Raw genomic sequence first — 19,739 nt, 5'->3', positions numbered from 1 at the left:
AGAAGCAGTTTTATTGCGGTCATTATTCTGTGAAGTATAGCTTCATATAACTTTTAGGAGGATTCAAATGAAGCCGGTTAAAGTTGGTTTATTGGGGCTGGGAACAGTAGGTACGGGCGTGGTCCGTATCGTAGAAGGAAATCAGGAGGATCTGAGCAGTCAAGTGGGCTCCCCGATTCTCATTGAGCGCATTGCTGTGAAGAATACGGATAAACCCCGTGAAATCGAAGTAGATGCCTCCAAAGTGACTTCAGATCCATGGGAGGTTATCCGTGATCCTGAAATTGATGTCATCGTCGAAGTGATGGGCGGCATTGCCGGAACAAAGGAATATATCCTTGAAGCGCTGGAACGCGGCAAACATATTGTAACCGCAAATAAAGATTTGATGGCGCTGCACGGCTCGGAGATTCTGGCTAAAGCGCAGGAGAAGCAATGCGATGTGTTTTATGAGGCAAGCGTTGCCGGAGGAATTCCGATTATCCGCACGCTGATCGAAGGTTTTTCATCAGATAAGATTATTAAGATTATGGGGATAGTGAATGGAACAACCAATTACATACTGAGCAAAATGAGCCAGGAAGGCGCGTCCTACAATGATGTACTTAAGGAAGCGCAAGGACTGGGATATGCTGAGTCTGACCCGACCTCCGACGTTGAAGGTCTTGATGCTGCACGCAAGATGGCGATCCTCGGCACGCTTGGCTTCCGAACAAATGTTGAACTCAGCGATGTCAGTGTGAGCGGCATCTCGGGAGTGAGCAAAGAGGATATCGCGTTTGCTAAACGTCTTGGTTATGAAATGAAGCTGCTAGGAATCGCAGAGTGTGAAGACGAGGCGTTCAGCATCAGTGTTCAACCGACCATGATCCGGGCCAGCCATCCGATTGCTTCCGTCAACGGTGTATTTAATGCGGTGTATGTATTCGGGCAAGCGGTAGGAGAGACTATGTTTTATGGTGCGGGAGCAGGTGCGATGCCTACAGCAACCTCTATCGTTGCCGATCTGGTGGCAGTTATCAAGAACCTGAAATTGGGCGTTAACGGTCTTAAGCAGATTGTCCCGTATAAGCAAAAGAAGCTGAAGAGCGACGAGGACATCTTTTTTAAGAACTTTCTGCTGCTGCATGTAGATGATAAAGCGGGTGTGCTGGCGAAGATCACTCAGGTGTTTGCCGAATACGATGTCAGCCTCGACTCCGTTGTGCAGCAAGCCAACCCAAATAATACTGATGCGGAGATCATAATTGTGACGCACAATGCAAGCAAGGCGAGTATGAATAAGGTAATGCGGCATTTGGAGCAGCTTGCCGTCATCCACCGGATCAAGAGCCATTATCGTGTGGAAGGCTGACAACGGAGTAAGTTCCAGATATCAGGAACCGCGTAAAAATAACGAAGGAGATTTCATCAGCCATGAGTATTTACGGAAGGTCTAGAGTTAAAGTCCCTGCCAGTACCGCCAATCTTGGACCGGGTTTTGATACACTGGGTATGGCCTTGTCGCTGTATGCCTGGATTGAGATGGAGGAAGCTGCGGAAACCGTGTTTCACCTACATGGTGATGAGATGAAGGGTGTGCCCCAGGACAAGAATAACTTGCTCTACCAGGTAGCCCAAATGGTTTTTGCGGAAGCTGGGGTTACCATCCCTGAGTTGTCGATTTCCATGTATTCCGAGATTCCGCTGACACGGGGACTTGGCAGCAGCGCGTCAGCCATTATTGGCGGAATGGCAGCAGCTAATGCTATGATTGGTTCACCGCTGGACAATGCCAGACTGTTTGATATGGCCACTGCACTGGAGAAGCATCCCGACAATGTTGGAGCGTCCCTGTTCGGGGGAATCATTACGGCTGTCTGGGATGGCGAGCATGCCGACTTTATCCGTCTGGAGCCGCCGCAGGATCTGGAAGTGCTTGTTGTGATCCCCGAATTTGAGCTGGCCACGGTCAAAGCACGTGGGGTCATTCCCTCCGAAATCACGGTGGGCGATGCGGTCTTTAACATCAGCCGTACTTCGCTGCTGACGGCGGCACTGGCCTCTGGCAGGCTTGATCTCATCAGCCGGGCTATGCAGGACCGGCTGCATCAGCCATACCGTGCGCCGCTGGTGCCGGGGATGGAGAAGCTGCTCGCCGAAGCCCCGCAGCATGGGGCGCTGGGGATTGCTCTTAGCGGCGCGGGACCTACACTTCTTTGTCTGGTCGACCGGCGCGAGGGCAGGAAGCAGGAGCTTGAGCAATTTTTGAAAGAAACGATGCAGCAGCACGGTATCCCGGCCCGCACTCGCTGGCTGCCTCCATGTACTTCCGGGGTTACCACTGAGCTGCTCGAAAGAAACAGGATGCAAAAGCAATCATTTTTGGATATGATAAAAGGAGAAATACAGCCATGAAGTCAATAGCGGTATTGCCGCAGGGTACCGTCTCCCACGAAGCGCTGCTGTACTTGTTTGGTGCTGAGCCTGTAAAGCTTGAACATCATAAGCTGATTTCCGACGTTTTTCTCTCTACAGCAGGCGGTGCCACTGATTACAGCGTCATTCCCATTGAGAACACGATTGAAGGTTCGGTCAGTCTGCATATCGATTGGCTCATTAATGAGGTGAATCTTCCGATGCAGGCGGAGTGGATCTTTCCGTCGATACAGAATCTCATCAGCAACCCGCAGGAGTTCAAGGATGACAGTGGAAATAAGGATTATACTAAGATCGTAAAGATCCTTTCCCATTCTGTCGCCATGGCGCAATGCCTGCAGTTTATCCGCGAGCATGCCCCTTGGGCTGAGCTGGAGTCGGTCGGAAGCACTTCCGAAGCAGTGGAAATAGTAAAGAACAATCCGGGCAGAGGTTGGGCAGCAATCGGCACGGCACTCGGTGCCGCAACGCATGGCCTGGAGATCCTTGACTGGAAAATCACGGACCACCATAATAATTACACAAGGTTTGTCCTTGTAGGCCCGCACAAGCTGAGGCTTCCCCGCAAGAGTGTTGGAGACAAGACGAGTATTCTTGTAACCCTGCCGGAGGATTTTCCGGGAGCCTTGCATCAGGTGCTGTCTGCATTTGCATGGCGGCGTCTGAATTTATCACGTATTGAATCACGTCCTACGAAGAAGAAACTGGGTACTTATTATTTTTACATTGATGTACTGGAACCGATAGAATCGGTCCTGCTCCCGGCGGCGATTGAGGAGATCAAGGCATTGGGCTGTCAGGTGCGGATTCTGGGCTCCTACCCCACATACACCTATGAGGAAGAGAAAGCGGAGGTGCAGTAAGTTCATGGCTGAGCAATGGATCTATCTGGATGGACAACACGTAACAAAGGAAAATGCAAAGGTATCCGTTTTTGATCATGGATTCTTATATGGAGACGGCATTTTCGAAGGCATTCGCATTTATAACGGCAACATTTTCAAATGCAAAGAGCATCTGGACAGGCTGTATGATTCGGCCAAGTCAATTATGCTGGACATTCCGCTGACTTACGATGAAATGCTGGAGGCTATGGCTGAGACGATTCGCTTGAACGATATGCGCAACGGCTATATCCGTCTGATCGTTTCGCGGGGTCCCGGAAATCTGGGACTGGATCCACGGCGTTGCCCTAAGGCGAGCGTGATTATCATTGTGGAGCAGCTGGCCATTTATCCGGAGCAGGCTTATCTTAACGGTTTACGGGCAGTTTCCGTATCACAACGGCGCAATATCCCGGATGCACTGAATCCGAAGATCAAATCACTCAACTACCTCAATAACATCCTCGTTAAGATTCAGTCCAATCTCGCTGAGGCTGACGAAGCGATTATGATGAACGCTCAAGGGTACGTAACTGAAGGTTCGGGAGATAATATCTTCATTGTCAAAAGGGGTGTGGTGTACACGCCGCCTTGCTACCTTGGTGCACTCGAAGGAATTACCCGTCTGGCCATTATCGAACTCTGTGAGAAACTGGGACTTCCGCTGAAGGAAGAACCGTTCACCATGCATGATGTCTATATTGCCGACGAAGTCTTTTTCACCGGAACGGCAGCTGAGGTTATTGCAGCCCGTGAAATCGATGGACGGATTATCGGAGCAGGGCATGCCGGACCGATTACACTGCAATTACTTGAAGAATTCCGTAATGCGGTGGATAAGGACGGCTACAAAGTCTGGGAATAGTGATTCACTAAATTCATTGATTTACCATAAGCAAATCCTTTCATGCCAGTCATGAAAGGATTTTTTTTGTTCACATGATGTCAATCGCCCATGGGCTGCATAAGATGTAGTAACGAAGGAGGCGGCTGTACCGCATTGTCCGATGCTTGAGAGCAGAGCCGGAAATCGGAATTGCTTGTAGAGCGGGGTTGCAGCATAGCTGTAATAAATGCATCGCTTCACAACACTTTGGCATATGCCGTCTAAGTCAGGACTGTATTTGTGCTGATCTGAGATGCATAAGCTCACAAAATTTATAGGAGGTAAATGCTGCGTGAAAATACACATTGTAAAAAAAGGCGATACGCTGTATGCATTATCACAAAAGTACGGAGTAACGCTCCAAAAGATCATTGAGGCTAACCCGCAGATCAGTAATCCTGAAGTGCTTGCTATTGGGGATAAAGTTAAAATCCCTGCGGCTCCGATGCTTGTTCCGGAAAACAATGAGCTTTACTACAAGCACACTGTTAAACAAGGTGATACGTTGTGGAAATTATCCAAAGCATGGGGAATTACCTTGAAAGAGATCATTGACGCCAATCCGCATCTCAAGAATCCTAATGCGCTCATGACCGGTGAAGTTGTCAATATTCCCAAAAAGGCGAATGAGCCGACTCCAATTCAGGCTCAATCCGTGCAACCTATGCAATCCAATACCAATGCCAATGCAAATGCGAATGTAACTCCGGTTCAACCGCTTGCTGTATCGCCTGAGGTGGTAGACAAAACAAAGGTTGGCGGAAAAACCTATACCGGACCAAAGGAAGAGCCCGTTCAGGCAGTTTCCCCTGTCTCAACCCCGGCTCCGAATCCCGCACCGGCTCCTGTCCAGGTTGCCGCACCTCTTCCGAATAAAGCGCCTGAAGTAGCTCCCGTTCAGGAAGTAGTACATGAAACACAAAGTCTGTTTGTGCAAATTTCTGTACCTGCGCAAGAAGCTATAACCTATGAGATGCCCAAAGAAAAGGAGAAATCCGAGGTACAGCCGGCAACCTGGCCTGACCATAAGGACGGACCATGCGAAAAAACAGCAGGTTATCCCGGATTAAACGAAAATCCATATTATTTCGATTGCCCGCCGGCATATCCGTATTATGAGCAACCTATGCCAGTGATGGGTATAAATGTGGCCCCGAATTATATGCAGCCGACTTCGTATATGCCGGACTGTGGTTCTCCGTATGCCTATACGGGAAACGAATATCCCGCTACTGACTATTCCAATGCTTGGTATCCAAATGCAGCTCCCGAGTATGCAAATGCGGCTATGGCTGAGAATAATCCTCCTGTTGATTATTCTGCTTACGCAGTTCCGCAGTACGGTGGTCAGTCCATGAACCTCCCGTGGCCAACCTGCGCCTGTGGTGGAGGAATGCCGATTCAGCCCTATACTTATGAGCAGCCTGCATATACTAATATGTCACCCTATATGCCACAGCCCGGTGCGGTTTCTCCTTACGGAGCTGGACCCTTCTCCATGCCGAATGAGGCCGCTGTTGCACTATTAGGAATACATGGGATTCCTGGATATCCGATGTATCCGGGGATGGAGAATTATGCTCATCACAACCGTGTGCCAGAAATTCTTGAGCCGGAGGTTATTGCGCAGGATGTTCCTCAAGCAGCAGAAGCCGTCAGCGCAGGAACCGCAGTTAAGAACAAAGCCAGCTCGGGAAAAGCGGGTACACCTAAAGTTAAAACCTCAGGTCTAGCTGCTGACAAATCAAATAAAACTGCACCTAAACAACGTTCGAAGCATGCAGACCGCACGGGGACTTCAAAGAAAAGTAAAAATCCATGGATATCAAATTAAATTGGGCTTGAATTGAAATTTGCGTACTGCACCAGAGGGCCTGCATCTTAAGATGCAGGCCCTCTGGTGTTTACTTAGTTATCATTAGGAAGAGTGTCATGCATTGTGTAGCTAACGATACTAATAGTACTAAAAGCAAAATGGTAAATCCTGTGGGTTGTTTTTGTTAGAGGTTACATGTTATATTATAAATCCAGTCGCAAGCGGAAGGAACGCTTGAATGATTGGAACGTGTTGAACGATTGATATTGCTAACATGATGAAAAATAAGTGTTGCATTGAATCGGAAAACATGATATATTATAAGAGTTGCTGGTGACGAGATGATCGACGCTGACAACGAGCTTGATCTTTGAAAACTGAACAACGAGTGAGTATGGAAATCACGTAAGTGAGATCCAAAAATTAGAGAATGTAAATTCTCGTCAGATGTTTCAAATTGAGCAATCGCTCTTTCTAAATACCAATTTGGAGAGTTTGATCCTGGCTCAGGACGAACGCTGGCGGCGTGCCTAATACATGCAAGTCGAGCGGAGTTATGAAGGAGCTTGCTCCGGAATAACTTAGCGGCGGACGGGTGAGTAACACGTAGGCAACCTACCTCTTTGACTGGGATAACTACCGGAAACGGTAGCTAATACCGGATAATTCCTTTGTTCACATGGACGGAGGATGAAAGGCGGAGCAATCTGCTACAAGGAGATGGGCCTGCGGCGCATTAGCTAGTTGGTGGGGTAACGGCCCACCAAGGCGACGATGCGTAGCCGACCTGAGAGGGTGAACGGCCACACTGGGACTGAGACACGGCCCAGACTCCTACGGGAGGCAGCAGTAGGGAATCTTCCGCAATGGGCGAAAGCCTGACGGAGCAACGCCGCGTGAGTGATGAAGGTTTTCGGATCGTAAAGCTCTGTTGCCAGGGAAGAACGTCCGGTAGAGTAACTGCTACCGGAGTGACGGTACCTGAGAAGAAAGCCCCGGCTAACTACGTGCCAGCAGCCGCGGTAATACGTAGGGGGCAAGCGTTGTCCGGAATTATTGGGCGTAAAGCGCGCGCAGGCGGCTATTTAAGTCTGGTGTTTAAACCTTGGGCTCAACCTGAGGTCGCACTGGAAACTGGGTGGCTTGAGTACAGAAGAGGAAAGTGGAATTCCACGTGTAGCGGTGAAATGCGTAGATATGTGGAGGAACACCAGTGGCGAAGGCGACTTTCTGGGCTGTAACTGACGCTGAGGCGCGAAAGCGTGGGGAGCAAACAGGATTAGATACCCTGGTAGTCCACGCCGTAAACGATGAGTGCTAGGTGTTAGGGGTTTCGATACCCTTGGTGCCGAAGTTAACACAGTAAGCACTCCGCCTGGGGAGTACGGTCGCAAGACTGAAACTCAAAGGAATTGACGGGGACCCGCACAAGCAGTGGAGTATGTGGTTTAATTCGAAGCAACGCGAAGAACCTTACCAGGTCTTGACATCCCTCTGAATCCACTAGAGATAGTGGCGGCCTTCGGGACAGAGGAGACAGGTGGTGCATGGTTGTCGTCAGCTCGTGTCGTGAGATGTTGGGTTAAGTCCCGCAACGAGCGCAACCCTTGACTTTAGTTGCCAGCAGGTAAGGCTGGGCACTCTAGAGTGACTGCCGGTGACAAACCGGAGGAAGGTGGGGATGACGTCAAATCATCATGCCCCTTATGACCTGGGCTACACACGTACTACAATGGCCGGTACAACGGGAAGCGAAGCCGCGAGGTGGAGCCAATCCCAGCAAAGCCGGTCTCAGTTCGGATTGCAGGCTGCAACTCGCCTGCATGAAGTCGGAATTGCTAGTAATCGCGGATCAGCATGCCGCGGTGAATACGTTCCCGGGTCTTGTACACACCGCCCGTCACACCACGAGAGTTTACAACACCCGAAGTCGGTGGGGTAACCCGCAAGGGAGCCAGCCGCCGAAGGTGGGGTAGATGATTGGGGTGAAGTCGTAACAAGGTAGCCGTATCGGAAGGTGCGGCTGGATCACCTCCTTTCTATGGAGAATCGTTTCCTGCAACGGAAACATTCAAATCGGAAGCTTAGCTTCCAAAACTCAGGTTTAGGCCTGTTACTCACTCGTTGGTCAGTTTTGAGAGTTTAAGCTCTCAAGTAGTACCTTGATCCTTGAAAACTGGATACCGAAACGAATTTGCGTTTTAGAACATCTTTTAGCTGAAACTTGTGTAAACAAGTTTTAATTATAGCGATGCTAGCGATTTTCCCTCTGGGAAAACGCATTGGTTAAGCTAATAAGAGCACACGGAGGATGCCTAGGCGCCAGGAGCCGACGAAGGACGTGGCGAACAACGAAACTGCCTCGGGGAGCTGTAAGCAAGCTTTGATCCGGGGGTGTCCGAATGGGGAAACCCAGCTGTGGTAATTCGCAGTTACTTCTCTCTGAATACATAGGAGAGATAGAGGCAGACCAGGGGAACTGAAACATCTAAGTACCCTGAGGAAGAGAAAACAATAGTGATTCCGTCAGTAGCGGCGAGCGAACGCGGAACAGCCTAAACCAAGGGGCAAGCCCCTTGGGGTTGTGGGACGTCTCACATGGAGTTACAAAGGAATATGGTAGGCGAAGAGGTCTGGAAAGGCCCGCGATAGAGGTAAAAGCCCTGTAGCCTAAACTGTGTTCTCTCCGAGACGGATCCCGAGTAGTGCGGGGCACGTGAAACCCCGTATGAATCCAGCAGGACCATCTGCTAAGGCTAAATACTACCTGGCGACCGATAGTGAAACAGTACCGTGAGGGAAAGGTGAAAAGCACCCCGGAAGGGGAGTGAAATAGAACCTGAAACCGTGTGCTTACAAAAAGTCAGAGCCCGATCTAGGGGTGATGGCGTGCCTTTTGTAGAATGAACCGGCGAGTTACGTTTAACATGCAAGGTTAAGGTGAGAAGCCGGAGCCGCAGCGAAAGCGAGTCTGAATAGGGCGACTTAAGTATGTGGACGTAGACCCGAAACCGTGTGATCTACCCCTGTCCAGGGTGAAGGTGCGGTAACACGCACTGGAGGCCCGAACCCACGTATGTTGAAAAATGCGGGGATGAGGTGGGGGTAGCGGAGAAATTCCAATCGAACTCGGAGATAGCTGGTTCTCCCCGAAATAGCTTTAGGGCTAGCCTCGGTGAATGGAGTGGTGGAGGTAGAGCACTGATTGGGTGCGGGGCCCGCAAGGGTTACCAAGCTCAGTCAAACTCCGAATGCCATTAACTTCTTGCCGGGAGTCAGACAGTGAGTGCTAAGATCCATTGTCAAAAGGGAAACAGCCCAGACCATCAGCTAAGGTCCCCAAGTGTGTGTTAAGTGGGAAAGGATGTGGAGTTGCACAGACAACCAGGATGTTGGCTTAGAAGCAGCCACCATTGAAAGAGTGCGTAATAGCTCACTGGTCGAGTGACTCTGCGCCGAAAATGTAACGGGGCTAAACACACCACCGAAGCTATGGCTAGATGCTTTGCATCTGGGGTAGGGGAGCGTTGTATGTGGGTTGAAGGTGTACCGTAAGGAGCGCTGGACAGCATACAAGTGAGAATGCCGGTATGAGTAACGAAAAGATCAGTGAGAATCTGATCCGCCGAAAGCCCAAGGTTTCCTGAGGAAGGCTCGTCCGCTCAGGGTAAGTCGGGACCTAAGGCGAGGCCGAAAGGCGTAGTCGAAGGACAACAGTTTGAAATTACTGTACCACCGTAATCCGCTATGAGCGATGGGGTGACGCAGGAGGGTAGTGACGCGGACTGATGGATGTCCGTCTAAGCAGTGAGGCTGGTGTGTAGGCAAATCCGCACACCGTTAAGGCTGGGCTGTGATGGGGAGCGAAAATTATAGTAGCGAAGGTCATGATCTCACACTGCCAAGAAAAGCCTCTAGCCAGGAGAAGGTGCCCGTACCGCAAACCGACACAGGTAGGCGAGAAGAGAATTCTAAGGCGCGCGGAAGAACTCTCGTTAAGGAACTCGGCAAAATGACCCCGTAACTTCGGGAGAAGGGGTGCCTCGGTAGGGTGAATAGCCCGAGGGGGCCGCAGTGAAAAGGCCCAAGCGACTGTTTAGCAAAAACACAGGTCTGTGCGAAGCCGCAAGGCGAAGTATACGGGCTGACGCCTGCCCGGTGCTGGAAGGTTAAGGGGAGCGGTTAGGAGCAATCCGAAGCTGTGAACCGAAGCCCCAGTAAACGGCGGCCGTAACTATAACGGTCCTAAGGTAGCGAAATTCCTTGTCAGGTAAATTCTGACCCGCACGAATGGCGTAACGACTTGGGCGCTGTCTCAACGAGAGATCCGGTGAAATTTTAATACCTGTGAAGATGCAGGTTACCCGCGACAAGACGGAAAGACCCCATGGAGCTTTACTGCAGCTTGATATTGAATTTGGGTACGATCTGTACAGGATAGGTGGGAGCCGTAGAGGCAGGAGCGCAAGCTTCTGCGGAGGCGCCGTTGGGATACCACCCTGATCGTATCTAGGTTCTAACCTGGTGCCCTAATCGGGTACGGGGACCGTGTCAGGCGGGCAGTTTGACTGGGGCGGTCGCCTCCTAAAGAGTAACGGAGGCGTTCAAAGGTTCCCTCAGAATGGTTGGAAATCATTCGAAGAGTGCAAAGGCATAAGGGAGCTTGACTGCGAGACCTACAAGTCGAGCAGGGACGAAAGTCGGACTTAGTGATCCGGTGGTACCGCATGGAAGGGCCATCGCTCAACGGATAAAAGCTACCCTGGGGATAACAGGCTTATCTCCCCCAAGAGTCCACATCGACGGGGAGGTTTGGCACCTCGATGTCGGCTCATCGCATCCTGGGGCTGAAGTAGGTCCCAAGGGTTGGGCTGTTCGCCCATTAAAGCGGTACGCGAGCTGGGTTCAGAACGTCGTGAGACAGTTCGGTCCCTATCTGTCGTGGGCGCAGGAAATTTGAGAGGAGCTGTCCTTAGTACGAGAGGACCGGGATGGACGTACCGCTGGTGCATCAGTTGTTCCGCCAGGAGCATGGCTGAGTAGCTACGTACGGACGGGATAAGCGCTGAAAGCATCTAAGCGTGAAGCCCCCCTCAAGATGAGATTTCCCAATCAGTAAGACCCCTTGAAGACGACGAGGTAGATAGGTTGGAGGTGGAAGTGCAGCAATGCATGGAGCTGACCAATACTAATCGGTCGAGGGCTTATCCAACAAATTAAGACGCAGATTCGTTTCGGATTCAGTTTTCAGGAATTAAGGTTCCTGAAGCATTTACGCTGTAAATGCCCGTTTGGTGGCGATAGCGGAGGGGTTCCACGCGTACCCATCCCGAACACGACCGTTAAGCCCTCCAGCGCCGATGGTACTTGGACCGAAGGGTCCTGGGAGAGTAGGACGCCGCCAAGCACAGAGACCACTGTTGATTTAATCAGCAGTGGTCTTTTGTTTATGCTACGCTTCGCCAATACTAGGGATGGAAAGAACTCAAGGGGAGACTTTTAATGATCATCTGGATTAATGGATATTACATCCGAGATAACACTCCGCACGAGATATCCCAAGATGATTTTCAGGATCATCCTCTTTGGCGCGAAATAAACTATTCCATGCTAAAATACATAGAATCTCAGTACAGTGGAACTATTATTGTACCTATGACCATTACGGATTCCGGCTACTTTATGGAGATTGTTGGCAGACTAATGCAAGAAGGCGTAGAGGTTCATCATTTCACCTTATGTGCTTCCCAGGAGACACTGCTTAGAAGATTGAATAGCCGGGGGGACTCTAATAACTCTTGGCCCGCCCAACAGATTGAGCGATGTCTCAAGGGCCTTGCACAGGAGATATTTCAATGCCACCTGAATAATGACCAGTTGACAGTTGATGAGGTAGTAGAGGCTATAGCGTTGCAGCTGGGTATCACCCTGTTACCCGCTTAATTTCAGCTCTAATTATTGCAGATTAGCTAGCTTGAAGATCTTACTGAAAGAAAATAAATTATAAAATCCTTATAAACTATTGCTATATAATCTTATAATTGATATAATATTTTTTGTTGTCACAAAAGGCAACTTTATTGTGGCCCGTTGGTCAAGGGGTTAAGACACCTCCCTTTCACGGAGGTAACATGGGTTCGAATCCCATACGGGTCATCAACTTTTTATCGAATTCCGCTGATAAAGATTGCTTTTATCAGAAGAATGTGTTAAGATCATTAAGTTGCTTCTTTCATTGGAGGCTTAGCTCAGCTGGGAGAGCATCTGCCTTACAAGCAGAGGGTCGGGGGTTCGAACCCCTCAGCCTCCACCAGAGGATTCCCTAAATAGCAGAATCTTTTGCTTCTGGGAAGATCAAAGAAATAAACACTTTTTACTGACGCGGGGTGGAGCAGCCCGGTAGCTCGTCGGGCTCATAACCCGAAGGCCGCAGGTTCAAATCCTGCCCCCGCAATTATTTGGAACCGTGGTGTAGTTGGCCTAACATGCCTGCCTGTCACGCAGGAGATCGCGGGTTCGAATCCCGTCGGTTCCGCCATTTATGGCACCGGGTTAGAATCTCAGCAATATCATACATACTGTGTGCGGACGTGGCTCAGCGGTAGAGCATCGCCTTGCCAAGGCGAGGGTCGCGGGTTCGATTCCCGTCGTCCGCTCCATAATATGCGCCCTTAGCTCAGCTGGATAGAGCGTTTGACTACGAATCAAAAGGCCGGGAGTTCGAATCTCTCAGGGCGCGCCATTTTTACTCTAATAATTAAATATACGCCGGCGTGGCGGAATGGCAGACGCGCTCGACTCAAAATCGAGTGGGAAACCGTGGAGGTTCGAGTCCTCTCGCCGGTATATCCAATACAGGCTTATAGAATTGCTTTAGGGCGATTTTGTAAGCCTGTATTTTATATTTTAGCAAGAAATGATTCATAGCTTGCCAAGAGCACACTTCGGCTTGCGGTGTTATGCCGAGAGCCGATAATCGGCCTATAAGCTCCGCGTTAACGGCTAACTGTTATTTTACAATAAGCTGCTTTACTTGCTCAGGAAGCTCTTCTGGCGATATTTCTTCCCAATGTGTTACACCGCGCAGAAAGGTCGCAAACAGCTTCAAACTCGCATTCTTCTGAAGCTGTTTGCTGGCAGTGAAGCTTAATTTCTTGGTGTTCCCCTGAGCTGTGTATCCGGTAAGTTCATAATTGTATCTGCTGTATCAGGACACAGCCATATCTTTATGCTTCAGCCGATGAACTGACCACGCCGCAAACAACGCAATAAACGTAACATTCATGAAGAAAAAGGATAGGTTCTCTGCAGGTGTCAAATCCCGCTGGCTCAGCACACTCATACCGATGGTCAACAGGGAGTAGGGGAACAACATACCGATTTTCGCCACATACATGGCCAGACCAAGGAAGACTGCACAGAGACTGATTCCGATCGGGGCGGCGAAGCTGCGTATACGTATGGAAAAACCTAATTGCAAAGCGGCAATAGCCACCGAGGAAAGCCATCCGCGAAAGCCCCAGACTAATGTTTCAGTTGGAAAGGCTCCAGAAATGGAAAACAGCTGACCAGCTGACCAGTACATCACCATGAATAACGTCTGCACTATGAAGATTAGTAAGCTTATGATAATAAGCTTGGCCATAAATACGCTAGAAACAGATACGGGGGAGGCTAGAATCAGATTCCAGTTCCGGTTGTTATGTTCTAGCCTGCATACGAATGCACAACAGATCGCAATGAGTATCGGCAGGAAAAATTCTCCGTAAAATAAACTTACCTGTGTCCACAAGCTGTACCATCCATTTTGCAAGGCTGCTTGATTAAAATAAAAGTTAAAACATCCGATCACCAGACTCATGACGGGCAGGATGGCCAGCACAAGGCCGATCCGGGAATGACGAAGCTTAAGCCATTCTGTTGAAACGCTTCTGAGCATCTTGTTATCTCCTTAGACATCCTGTCTTGAAATATGAAAATTGCCGCAAATATAAAAAACAAGTGCCATGAATAAGACTGCAAGCAGCAGGCCAGGGCGCATCGTTCCGCTTAAATAAGTGCCGGAAGAGGCGCTATAAATATACGTGACCGGGCTCAAATCCATATAATAGGACCAGATGAAGAAATGACGAAGGGAGGCAGGAAACAGAGTTAGGGTTGTGCCGAGAAAACCGCCCAGCATCCCCAGACTCAAGGCAAAGGCCTGATTTTTTACGGCCAGTGACAACCATTGCTGCATGGAGGTGATTGCCAAATTGGTGAGCAGCGTGCCGGCAATGAATTGCAAAAGCAGAGACACCGGCAGCGGCCCTTCAAAGTTGTTGAGGGATCCGAAGCCGATGATGAATCCCGCCTGGATGACGATGCCGTACAAAGCCAAGCTGCTGGCACACATGTACTTGGCTGCATAGACATGATTGCGGCCTATAGAGGTTGTCATAAGCATTTTCCAGGTGCTTCCCTTATGTTCCATATCGCAAATCCTGGAAACGATAATTGCTGATATAATGGGCAGAAAAAGTCCATTCATAGAAGATAGGGTGAAAATCAGCGCTTCCCAAGAGGCGTTTTCCGGACTGCGGGAGATCGAGATGCTCATAGACAGCGAAGCCCACACCAATTCCGCAACGAGAAACAAGGTCAGCATCACCCATACTTTTTTACGGCGGATTTTAAAATACTCCAAAGCTAAGGCCTTTATCACAGACTCCGCTCCTTTCCGGTAAGATCAAGAAATATATCCTCCAGACTTTTTTGATGTTCCTGAATTCTTGAAACAGAAAGGTTGCTTTCGACCAGAATCCGATTGATCCGGGACACCTCTCCATCATCCAAGTATTCGAACATGAGATGCTTTTCCTGAAATCTAGGCATATATTCATGCGCAAGCAGTATTTTTTCGGCTTTGGCGTTATCATTTGTCTGGATGTGTATCGTTGCCTCGTTATTCTTTCGAAGATCTTCCATCGTTCCCTGGAACAAAAGCTTGCCTTCACTGATAATTCCAACGGAACTCGCAATTTGCTCGATCTCCGACAGCAAGTGGCTTGAGAGTAGAATGGTTATTCCATATTGCCCGGGCAGGGATTTAATCAGTTCCCGGATTTCACCGATCCCCGCAGGATCCAGTCCATTTGTAGGTTCATCGAGGATCAGCAGACTCGGAAAGGCAAGCAGAGCCATGGCAATCCCTAGACGCTGCTTCATACCCAGCGAATATTGGCTGGCTTGTTTGTGTTTTTGATTTTCAAGACGCACGATCTTCAGAACTTCATCTATATTTTTGTTGGGCACGTTCCTCAGACGCTGCATCACCCGCATGTTTTCTAATCCGGTGAGGTGTCCATAGTAGGACGGGGATTCAATCAGTGAACCCGTTTGGTTAAGGATAGATGCCCGGCTGTTCTCCAAGTCCTTGCCGAAAATCTTGATCGTTCCTTCCGTAGGTTTGATAAGACCCAGCAGCATTTTTAAAGTAGTGGTTTTCCCCGCTCCGTTAGGACCTAGAAATCCATAAATCTCACCTTTCTCAACAATCAGACTAATTTGATGTACCCGGTGTATACCGTCATAAGATTTGGAAAGATTATGCGTCTGCACGATAGGGGACGAATTTATCAAGCCTCTCAACTCCATTTCTATAATTGTTCTTCAGTAATTAATATAGAGAGGTCTTCTTGCTTCCGGCTGAAGATAACCTTACAGTTACCTTAAATGAGAATAGAAAATATCGAGTTTCCGGCTAGATCAGGTATACTAAACAGGGTGATGCGAATTGGATATCATAAAAAATAAAAAAGTACTGATCGTGGATGACGAACCAAAAATCCTTGAAATGATAGAGATGTTTTTACGTAAAGAAGGTTTTTTTCGTATTTTCATAGCCGGTAATTATGCTGATGCGTTGAGGATCTGCAGGATGGAAAAGCCGGATGCGGCCATTCTGGATGTTATGCTGCCTGACGGAGATGGATTTTCTCTTCTTTCCGCAATCCGAACATTTTCGGACATGCCGGTGCTGTTTCTCTCCGCGCGTGGAGAGGATGAGGACCGGTTGCTTGGTCTTGGGCTGGGCGCGGATGATTATATCGTCAAGCCTTTTCTGCCGAGAGAATTGATTTTACGGCTGATGGCTATTTTAAAGCGGGCATATGCCTTCAATGCTCCCGAGAGGCTCCCTGTCTTCCGACTGGGCAGACAGACGATAGATTTGGAAAGCGCTGTTGTGCGTAGAGAGGGTACCGAGTTTCCTCTGACAGCCAAAGAACACGCAATACTGATTAAACTGTATGAGAACCAAGGAAGAATCGTAACAAGTGACGCCTTATGTCAGGCGGTATGGGGAGATGACAGCTTCGGCTATGAGAATACATTAATGGTACATGTGCGGAGAATCCGGGAAAAAATAGAAGAGGAACCATCCAAGCCCATGCATTTGCTTACGGTACGAGGACTCGGTTATAAGCTGCTTGTACAGGGGGACCGGTAATGGATGGGGTTATCCGGATTTTACGGAAATTTGTTGTAGCGACGATTCTGGTTTCTGTCCTGCTGCTTCTGTTCAACTTCATTATGCTGGGCTCTCTGGTATTCAAGGAAGTGCATAAAAGGCCTTCTCCGGAGACCGTTGTACAGCAGATTGCTGAAGGACTTACGGGGGGGAACGGAAAATATACTTTAGATGCCCAATCGGCGAATCTCCTGAAACAGGATCAAGCATGGGTTATGCTGCTGGATGAGAAAGGGGAGGTAAGGTGGAGTGAGAAGTTGCCTGAAGAAATTCCGCGTGCCTATACTCTTATTGATGTGGCTAAATTTTCACGCTTTTATCTCAAGGAGTATCCTGTGTATGTCTGGGAACATAAAGAGGGGCTGCTTGTCTTAGGGTATCCGAAGAATACGTATGTAAAATACCCGCTTGAATTTTTAGTGGATTGGCTCAAGTCACTGCCTATACGAATTGTGCTGGTCTTCGCGGCCAATATAGCTCTGGCTTTACTGTTATCCTTATTCATGGGGAACCGCTTAATCCGCAGCATCCGGCCACTGATTGAGGGGATTCATGCCCTGGCGAAGGAGAAACCGGTCCATGTGGACAAGGGTGGCATTTTCCGTGACCTGTCGGAAAGCATAAATTCAACATCGGACATGCTGCAGAATAAAAATGACGCGCTTAAGGCCAGAGATGGAGCACGCTCCAATTGGATCGCAGGTATTTCACATGATATCCGTACGCCGCTTTCTATGATTCTGGGCTATGCAAGTGAACTGGAAGAGCAACCCGGACTGACAACTGAACAAAAACAGCATGCGGCCATTATCCGGCGGCAGGGAGAGATTCTGCGATCTTTGGTGAATGACCTGAATCTGGTATCCATGCTAGAATACGAAATGCAGCCGCTGCATCTAAAACAGATCCGGCTCTCAGTTCTGGCAAGACAGGTAGCTTCCGAGTTTTTGAATAACGGTCTGGATGAGCGCTATCCCATTACAATCAAGATCAGTGATGAGAGCTTGAGAATTATGGGCGATGAGAGATTGCTGTATCGTGCGGTAAGCAATCTGGTTCATAACAGCGTACGGCATAACCCGGAAGGCTGCCGGATTATACTAGAGACGTCAAGTTCTTCTGAGGGTGCCTTCTATCAATTTGTTGTTGCGGATAACGGGACGGGCATTCCTAAGGAGCATTTATCAGAAGTTGTTGTTTTGCCCTATACGGCTGGACGGATCTGCCCTGTTCGTCAAGGTCATGGATTGGGACTTCCGATGGTTGCACGAATCGCACAGGCCCACCAAGGCATGCTTATTCTAGAAAGTGACAAAGGCCAGGGGTTAAAAGCAACATTGAGATTGCGGGCGCATATTGTCCTTGAAAAGACGGGGAACCCGATGCCGGAGACGGCGCTTTGAGCTGTTTAATATTAACTTTGATGAATCCATAAGGAGTGCCATGAATATGTTCAAAATTATGATTGTGGAGGATGATCCCAAAATTGCGGATCTTCTGTTGTCTGCTATTTTAAAGTACGGTTATGATGTGGTGCGGGTGAAGGACTTTCAACAGGTGTTGGAGGAATTCCAGCAGGTTAAGCCGGAGCTGGTGCTGCTTGACGTGAATCTTCCGAGTTACGACGGTTATTACTGGTGCCGGCAAATCCGCCGGATTTCCACCTGCCCGGTACTGTTTATTTCGGCCCGTGAAGGTGAAATGGATCAGATTATGGCACTTGAGAATGGCGGGGATGACTATATCACCAAGCCATTTCATTCAGGGGTTGTTCTGGCCAAGATTCACAGCCATCTCCGCCGTGCTTACGGGGAGTATGCGGCGAGACGCGAGGAGCCGGTGATAGAGCTGGAGAGGCTTACTCTCTATCCTGAAAGGCTTGAGCTGCAGCTGGGACAATCCATGGTGATCTTGACTAAAAAAGAATCGGATATTATAGAGAGCCTCATGGAGCGCTACCCAAGGGTGGCCAGCAGGGAGGCTTTGCTGGAGAAGCTATGGGATCCGCAAGCTTTTGTGGATGAAAATACGCTCAACGTAAATATTACACGGGTCCGGAAGAAGTTCCAGGAGCTTGGCATCGAAGAAGCTGTGCTTACGGTCAGGGGATCAGGCTATAAGTTGAACATCACCTGGACAGAGGACAGCCAATGAAGCTGTTTATCCGGGAGCATACTTTATTGATTGCCGTTCAAATTGTTCAATTTGCTGCAATACTATCCATTTACTGGCTCGATGGCTATAACCATCTTTCGACTGCTCTATATGCTGCCTTCATAGGTTTTTTCTTCCTTGGCTGTTATTTGGTTCGTCATTATCTTACCCGGCGCCGCTACTATCTTCGCCTGAGCCGGCCACTGGAAACGCTGGACGAATCTTATCAAAAGATTGATAACACACCTGTCTCCAAAGCGCTTGAAGAATTGCTGCATGCTCAGTACCGCCATTCTATGCAGCAGCTCATAGCGGTGAAAAAGCAGCAGGAGCAGCACTTAACCTTTATTGATCAATGGGTTCATCAAATGAAAACGCCGCTGTCGGTCATTGAGCTCACGGTTCAGAATATGGATGAGCCTGAGTTTGCCAGCATCCGTGAGGAGCTGGAGCGGATGCGCAGCGGCCTGCATACGGTGCTGTACATGGCCAGGCTCCGTGCCTTTGAAAAGGATTTTCACATCAAACCTGTCGTTCTGCCGCAGCTCGTGAACGAGGTTGTGCATGACCACAAACGCCAGTTCATCCGCAACCGGATATTTCCCGAGGTTCCGGCTGCGGATCCCGGGATTACTGCCCAGAGCGATGAGAAATGGCTGTTCTTCATGCTGTCCCAAATCATTAACAATGCCATCAAATATTCAGCGGCCAAAGATACAGAGGATAAAAGAATTGTCGTTTCCTGCTACTTACGGAACGCTGAACCCATCATTGAGGTCAGAGATCAGGGGATAGGGATCCAGGCGTCTGATCTCAAACGGGTCTTTGATCCTTTTTTTACTGGCGACAACGGGCGGGGGCTGCGTGAATCTACGGGGATGGGACTGTATTTGACGAAAGAGTCTGCCGACCGTCTCGGGCACCGGCTTGAGCTGGAGTCGGAGGTTGGCGTAGGGACAGTGGTGCGCATTGTATTTGCAGCTAATCATTAGCTTACATCCGTGTAATAAAAGTGAAACCTAAATCGATAGTTGATGTTCTGTGTCTCCGGTATAGTGGTTTATAGAAGGA

General features: G+C 49.1%; 13 protein-coding genes, 7 tRNA genes, 3 rRNA genes and 1 pseudogene. 20 read left to right on the top strand and 4 right to left on the bottom strand.

Annotated elements, in window-relative coordinates; genetic code table 11:
- Nucleotides 1–67: 67 nt before the first annotated feature.
- The 16 genes from NST07_RS27370 to NST07_RS27295 all read left to right on the top strand — a co-directional run bounded on the left by NST07_RS27370 (nucleotide 68) and on the right by NST07_RS27295 (nucleotide 12,850).
- Nucleotides 68–1,354: a homoserine dehydrogenase gene (locus tag NST07_RS27370; RefSeq protein WP_341095717.1), complete on the top strand. Its 1,287-nt coding sequence runs from the start codon at nucleotides 68–70 to the stop codon at nucleotides 1,352–1,354.
- Nucleotides 1,355–1,416: 62 nt separating this feature from the next.
- On the top strand, nucleotides 1,417–2,397 hold the full coding sequence (gene thrB / locus NST07_RS27365; RefSeq protein ID WP_342480541.1) for a homoserine kinase: 981 nt from the start codon (nucleotides 1,417–1,419) through the stop codon (nucleotides 2,395–2,397).
- Nucleotides 2,394–3,281 (top strand): prephenate dehydratase, encoded by an 888-nt coding sequence (pheA, locus tag NST07_RS27360; RefSeq protein WP_341095715.1) that lies wholly within the window; start codon nucleotides 2,394–2,396, stop codon nucleotides 3,279–3,281. Before thrB ends, pheA begins: the two co-directional genes overlap by 4 nt.
- A gap of 4 nt (nucleotides 3,282–3,285) precedes the next feature.
- Nucleotides 3,286–4,167 (top strand): branched-chain-amino-acid transaminase, encoded by an 882-nt coding sequence (gene ilvE, locus NST07_RS27355; protein ID WP_038595656.1) that lies wholly within the window; start codon nucleotides 3,286–3,288, stop codon nucleotides 4,165–4,167.
- Between the two features lie 313 nt (nucleotides 4,168–4,480).
- A complete protein-coding gene (locus NST07_RS27350; protein ID WP_342480540.1) occupies nucleotides 4,481–6,022 on the top strand; it encodes a LysM peptidoglycan-binding domain-containing protein in 1,542 nt (513 codons plus the stop codon).
- A 465-nt stretch (nucleotides 6,023–6,487) separates the two neighbouring features.
- Nucleotides 6,488–8,043: ribosomal RNA gene (locus NST07_RS27345) — 16S ribosomal RNA — on the top strand.
- Nucleotides 8,044–8,288: 245 nt separating this feature from the next.
- Nucleotides 8,289–11,216, top strand: a 23S ribosomal RNA gene (locus NST07_RS27340).
- Nucleotides 11,217–11,294: 78 nt separating this feature from the next.
- Nucleotides 11,295–11,411: ribosomal RNA gene (gene rrf / locus NST07_RS27335) — 5S ribosomal RNA — on the top strand.
- The 16S, 23S and 5S rRNA genes sit together here, the layout of an rRNA operon.
- Nucleotides 11,412–11,506: 95 nt before the next feature.
- On the top strand, nucleotides 11,507–11,947 hold the full coding sequence (locus NST07_RS27330; protein WP_342480539.1) for a tunicamycin resistance protein: 441 nt from the start codon (nucleotides 11,507–11,509) through the stop codon (nucleotides 11,945–11,947).
- 141 nt (nucleotides 11,948–12,088) lie between these two features.
- A tRNA-Glu gene (locus NST07_RS27325) sits at nucleotides 12,089–12,160 on the top strand.
- 81 nt (nucleotides 12,161–12,241) lie between these two features.
- Nucleotides 12,242–12,317: transfer RNA gene (locus NST07_RS27320), tRNA-Val, on the top strand.
- Nucleotides 12,318–12,384: 67 nt separating this feature from the next.
- Nucleotides 12,385–12,458 (top strand) — tRNA-Met (locus NST07_RS27315).
- 6 nt (nucleotides 12,459–12,464) lie between these two features.
- Nucleotides 12,465–12,542: transfer RNA gene (locus tag NST07_RS27310), tRNA-Asp, on the top strand.
- A 46-nt stretch (nucleotides 12,543–12,588) separates the two neighbouring features.
- A tRNA-Gly gene (locus tag NST07_RS27305) sits at nucleotides 12,589–12,663 on the top strand.
- A 6-nt stretch (nucleotides 12,664–12,669) separates the two neighbouring features.
- Nucleotides 12,670–12,746: transfer RNA gene (locus NST07_RS27300), tRNA-Arg, on the top strand.
- 25 nt (nucleotides 12,747–12,771) lie between these two features.
- A tRNA-Leu gene (locus tag NST07_RS27295) sits at nucleotides 12,772–12,850 on the top strand.
- A gap of 163 nt (nucleotides 12,851–13,013) precedes the next feature.
- On the opposite strand, the pseudogene NST07_RS27290 reads toward NST07_RS27295, so the two are convergent.
- From NST07_RS27290 to NST07_RS27275, 4 genes and pseudogenes are all read right to left on the bottom strand, one after another.
- Nucleotides 13,014–13,196, bottom strand: a pseudogene (locus NST07_RS27290) (YxeA family protein); the annotation flags it as partial.
- A 15-nt stretch (nucleotides 13,197–13,211) separates the two neighbouring features.
- The gene (locus NST07_RS27285) at nucleotides 13,212–13,943 is read right to left on the bottom strand and encodes an ABC transporter permease (protein WP_341379604.1); all 732 of its coding nucleotides are present in this window, start codon (nucleotides 13,941–13,943) and stop codon (nucleotides 13,212–13,214) included.
- A gap of 12 nt (nucleotides 13,944–13,955) precedes the next feature.
- On the bottom strand, nucleotides 13,956–14,708 hold the full coding sequence (locus tag NST07_RS27280) for an ABC transporter permease (protein ID WP_341379603.1): 753 nt from the start codon (nucleotides 14,706–14,708) through the stop codon (nucleotides 13,956–13,958).
- On the bottom strand, nucleotides 14,705–15,622 hold the full coding sequence (locus NST07_RS27275; protein ID WP_341380411.1) for an ABC transporter ATP-binding protein: 918 nt from the start codon (nucleotides 15,620–15,622) through the stop codon (nucleotides 14,705–14,707). The genes NST07_RS27280 and NST07_RS27275 overlap by 4 nt, the downstream gene beginning before the upstream one ends.
- A gap of 157 nt (nucleotides 15,623–15,779) precedes the next feature.
- On the opposite strand from NST07_RS27275, the gene NST07_RS27270 reads away from it, so the two are divergent.
- Genes NST07_RS27270 through NST07_RS27255 form a run of 4 tightly spaced genes read left to right on the top strand, consistent with a single transcriptional unit; the run spans nucleotide 15,780 to nucleotide 19,660 of the window.
- A complete protein-coding gene (locus tag NST07_RS27270; RefSeq protein WP_342480538.1) occupies nucleotides 15,780–16,493 on the top strand; it encodes a response regulator transcription factor in 714 nt (237 codons plus the stop codon).
- Nucleotides 16,493–17,917: a HAMP domain-containing sensor histidine kinase gene (locus NST07_RS27265; RefSeq protein WP_342480537.1), complete on the top strand. Its 1,425-nt coding sequence runs from the start codon at nucleotides 16,493–16,495 to the stop codon at nucleotides 17,915–17,917. Before NST07_RS27270 ends, NST07_RS27265 begins: the two co-directional genes overlap by 1 nt.
- 46 nt (nucleotides 17,918–17,963) lie before the next feature.
- A complete protein-coding gene (locus NST07_RS27260) occupies nucleotides 17,964–18,668 on the top strand; it encodes a response regulator transcription factor (protein ID WP_342480536.1) in 705 nt (234 codons plus the stop codon).
- Entirely contained in the window at nucleotides 18,665–19,660 is a 996-nt protein-coding gene (locus tag NST07_RS27255; protein ID WP_341095702.1) for a sensor histidine kinase, read from the top strand. Before NST07_RS27260 ends, NST07_RS27255 begins: the two co-directional genes overlap by 4 nt.
- Nucleotides 19,661–19,739 lie beyond the last annotated feature (79 nt).

The organism is Paenibacillus sp. FSL L8-0340 (assembly GCF_038593145.1).
GTDB lineage: Bacteria > Bacillota > Bacilli > Paenibacillales > Paenibacillaceae > Paenibacillus_AQ.
This window is presented reverse-complemented; position numbering and strand designations above follow the sequence as displayed.

Bases quoted from the DNA above. Each gene is read 5' to 3' on its own strand.
- NST07_RS27370 (WP_341095717.1), top strand. From the start codon at position 68: ATGAAGCCGGTTAAAGTTGGTTTATTGGGGCTGGGAACAGTAGGTACG.
- thrB (WP_342480541.1), top strand. From the start codon at position 1,417: ATGAGTATTTACGGAAGGTCTAGAGTTAAAGTCCCTGCCAGTACCGCC.
- pheA (WP_341095715.1), top strand. From the start codon at position 2,394: ATGAAGTCAATAGCGGTATTGCCGCAGGGTACCGTCTCCCACGAAGCG.
- ilvE (WP_038595656.1), top strand. From the start codon at position 3,286: ATGGCTGAGCAATGGATCTATCTGGATGGACAACACGTAACAAAGGAA.
- NST07_RS27330 (WP_342480539.1), top strand. From the start codon at position 11,507: ATGATCATCTGGATTAATGGATATTACATCCGAGATAACACTCCGCAC.
- NST07_RS27285 (WP_341379604.1), bottom strand. From the start codon at position 13,943: ATGCTCAGAAGCGTTTCAACAGAATGGCTTAAGCTTCGTCATTCCCGG.
- NST07_RS27265 (WP_342480537.1), top strand. From the start codon at position 16,493: ATGGATGGGGTTATCCGGATTTTACGGAAATTTGTTGTAGCGACGATT.
- NST07_RS27260 (WP_342480536.1), top strand. From the start codon at position 17,964: ATGTTCAAAATTATGATTGTGGAGGATGATCCCAAAATTGCGGATCTT.
- NST07_RS27255 (WP_341095702.1), top strand. From the start codon at position 18,665: ATGAAGCTGTTTATCCGGGAGCATACTTTATTGATTGCCGTTCAAATT.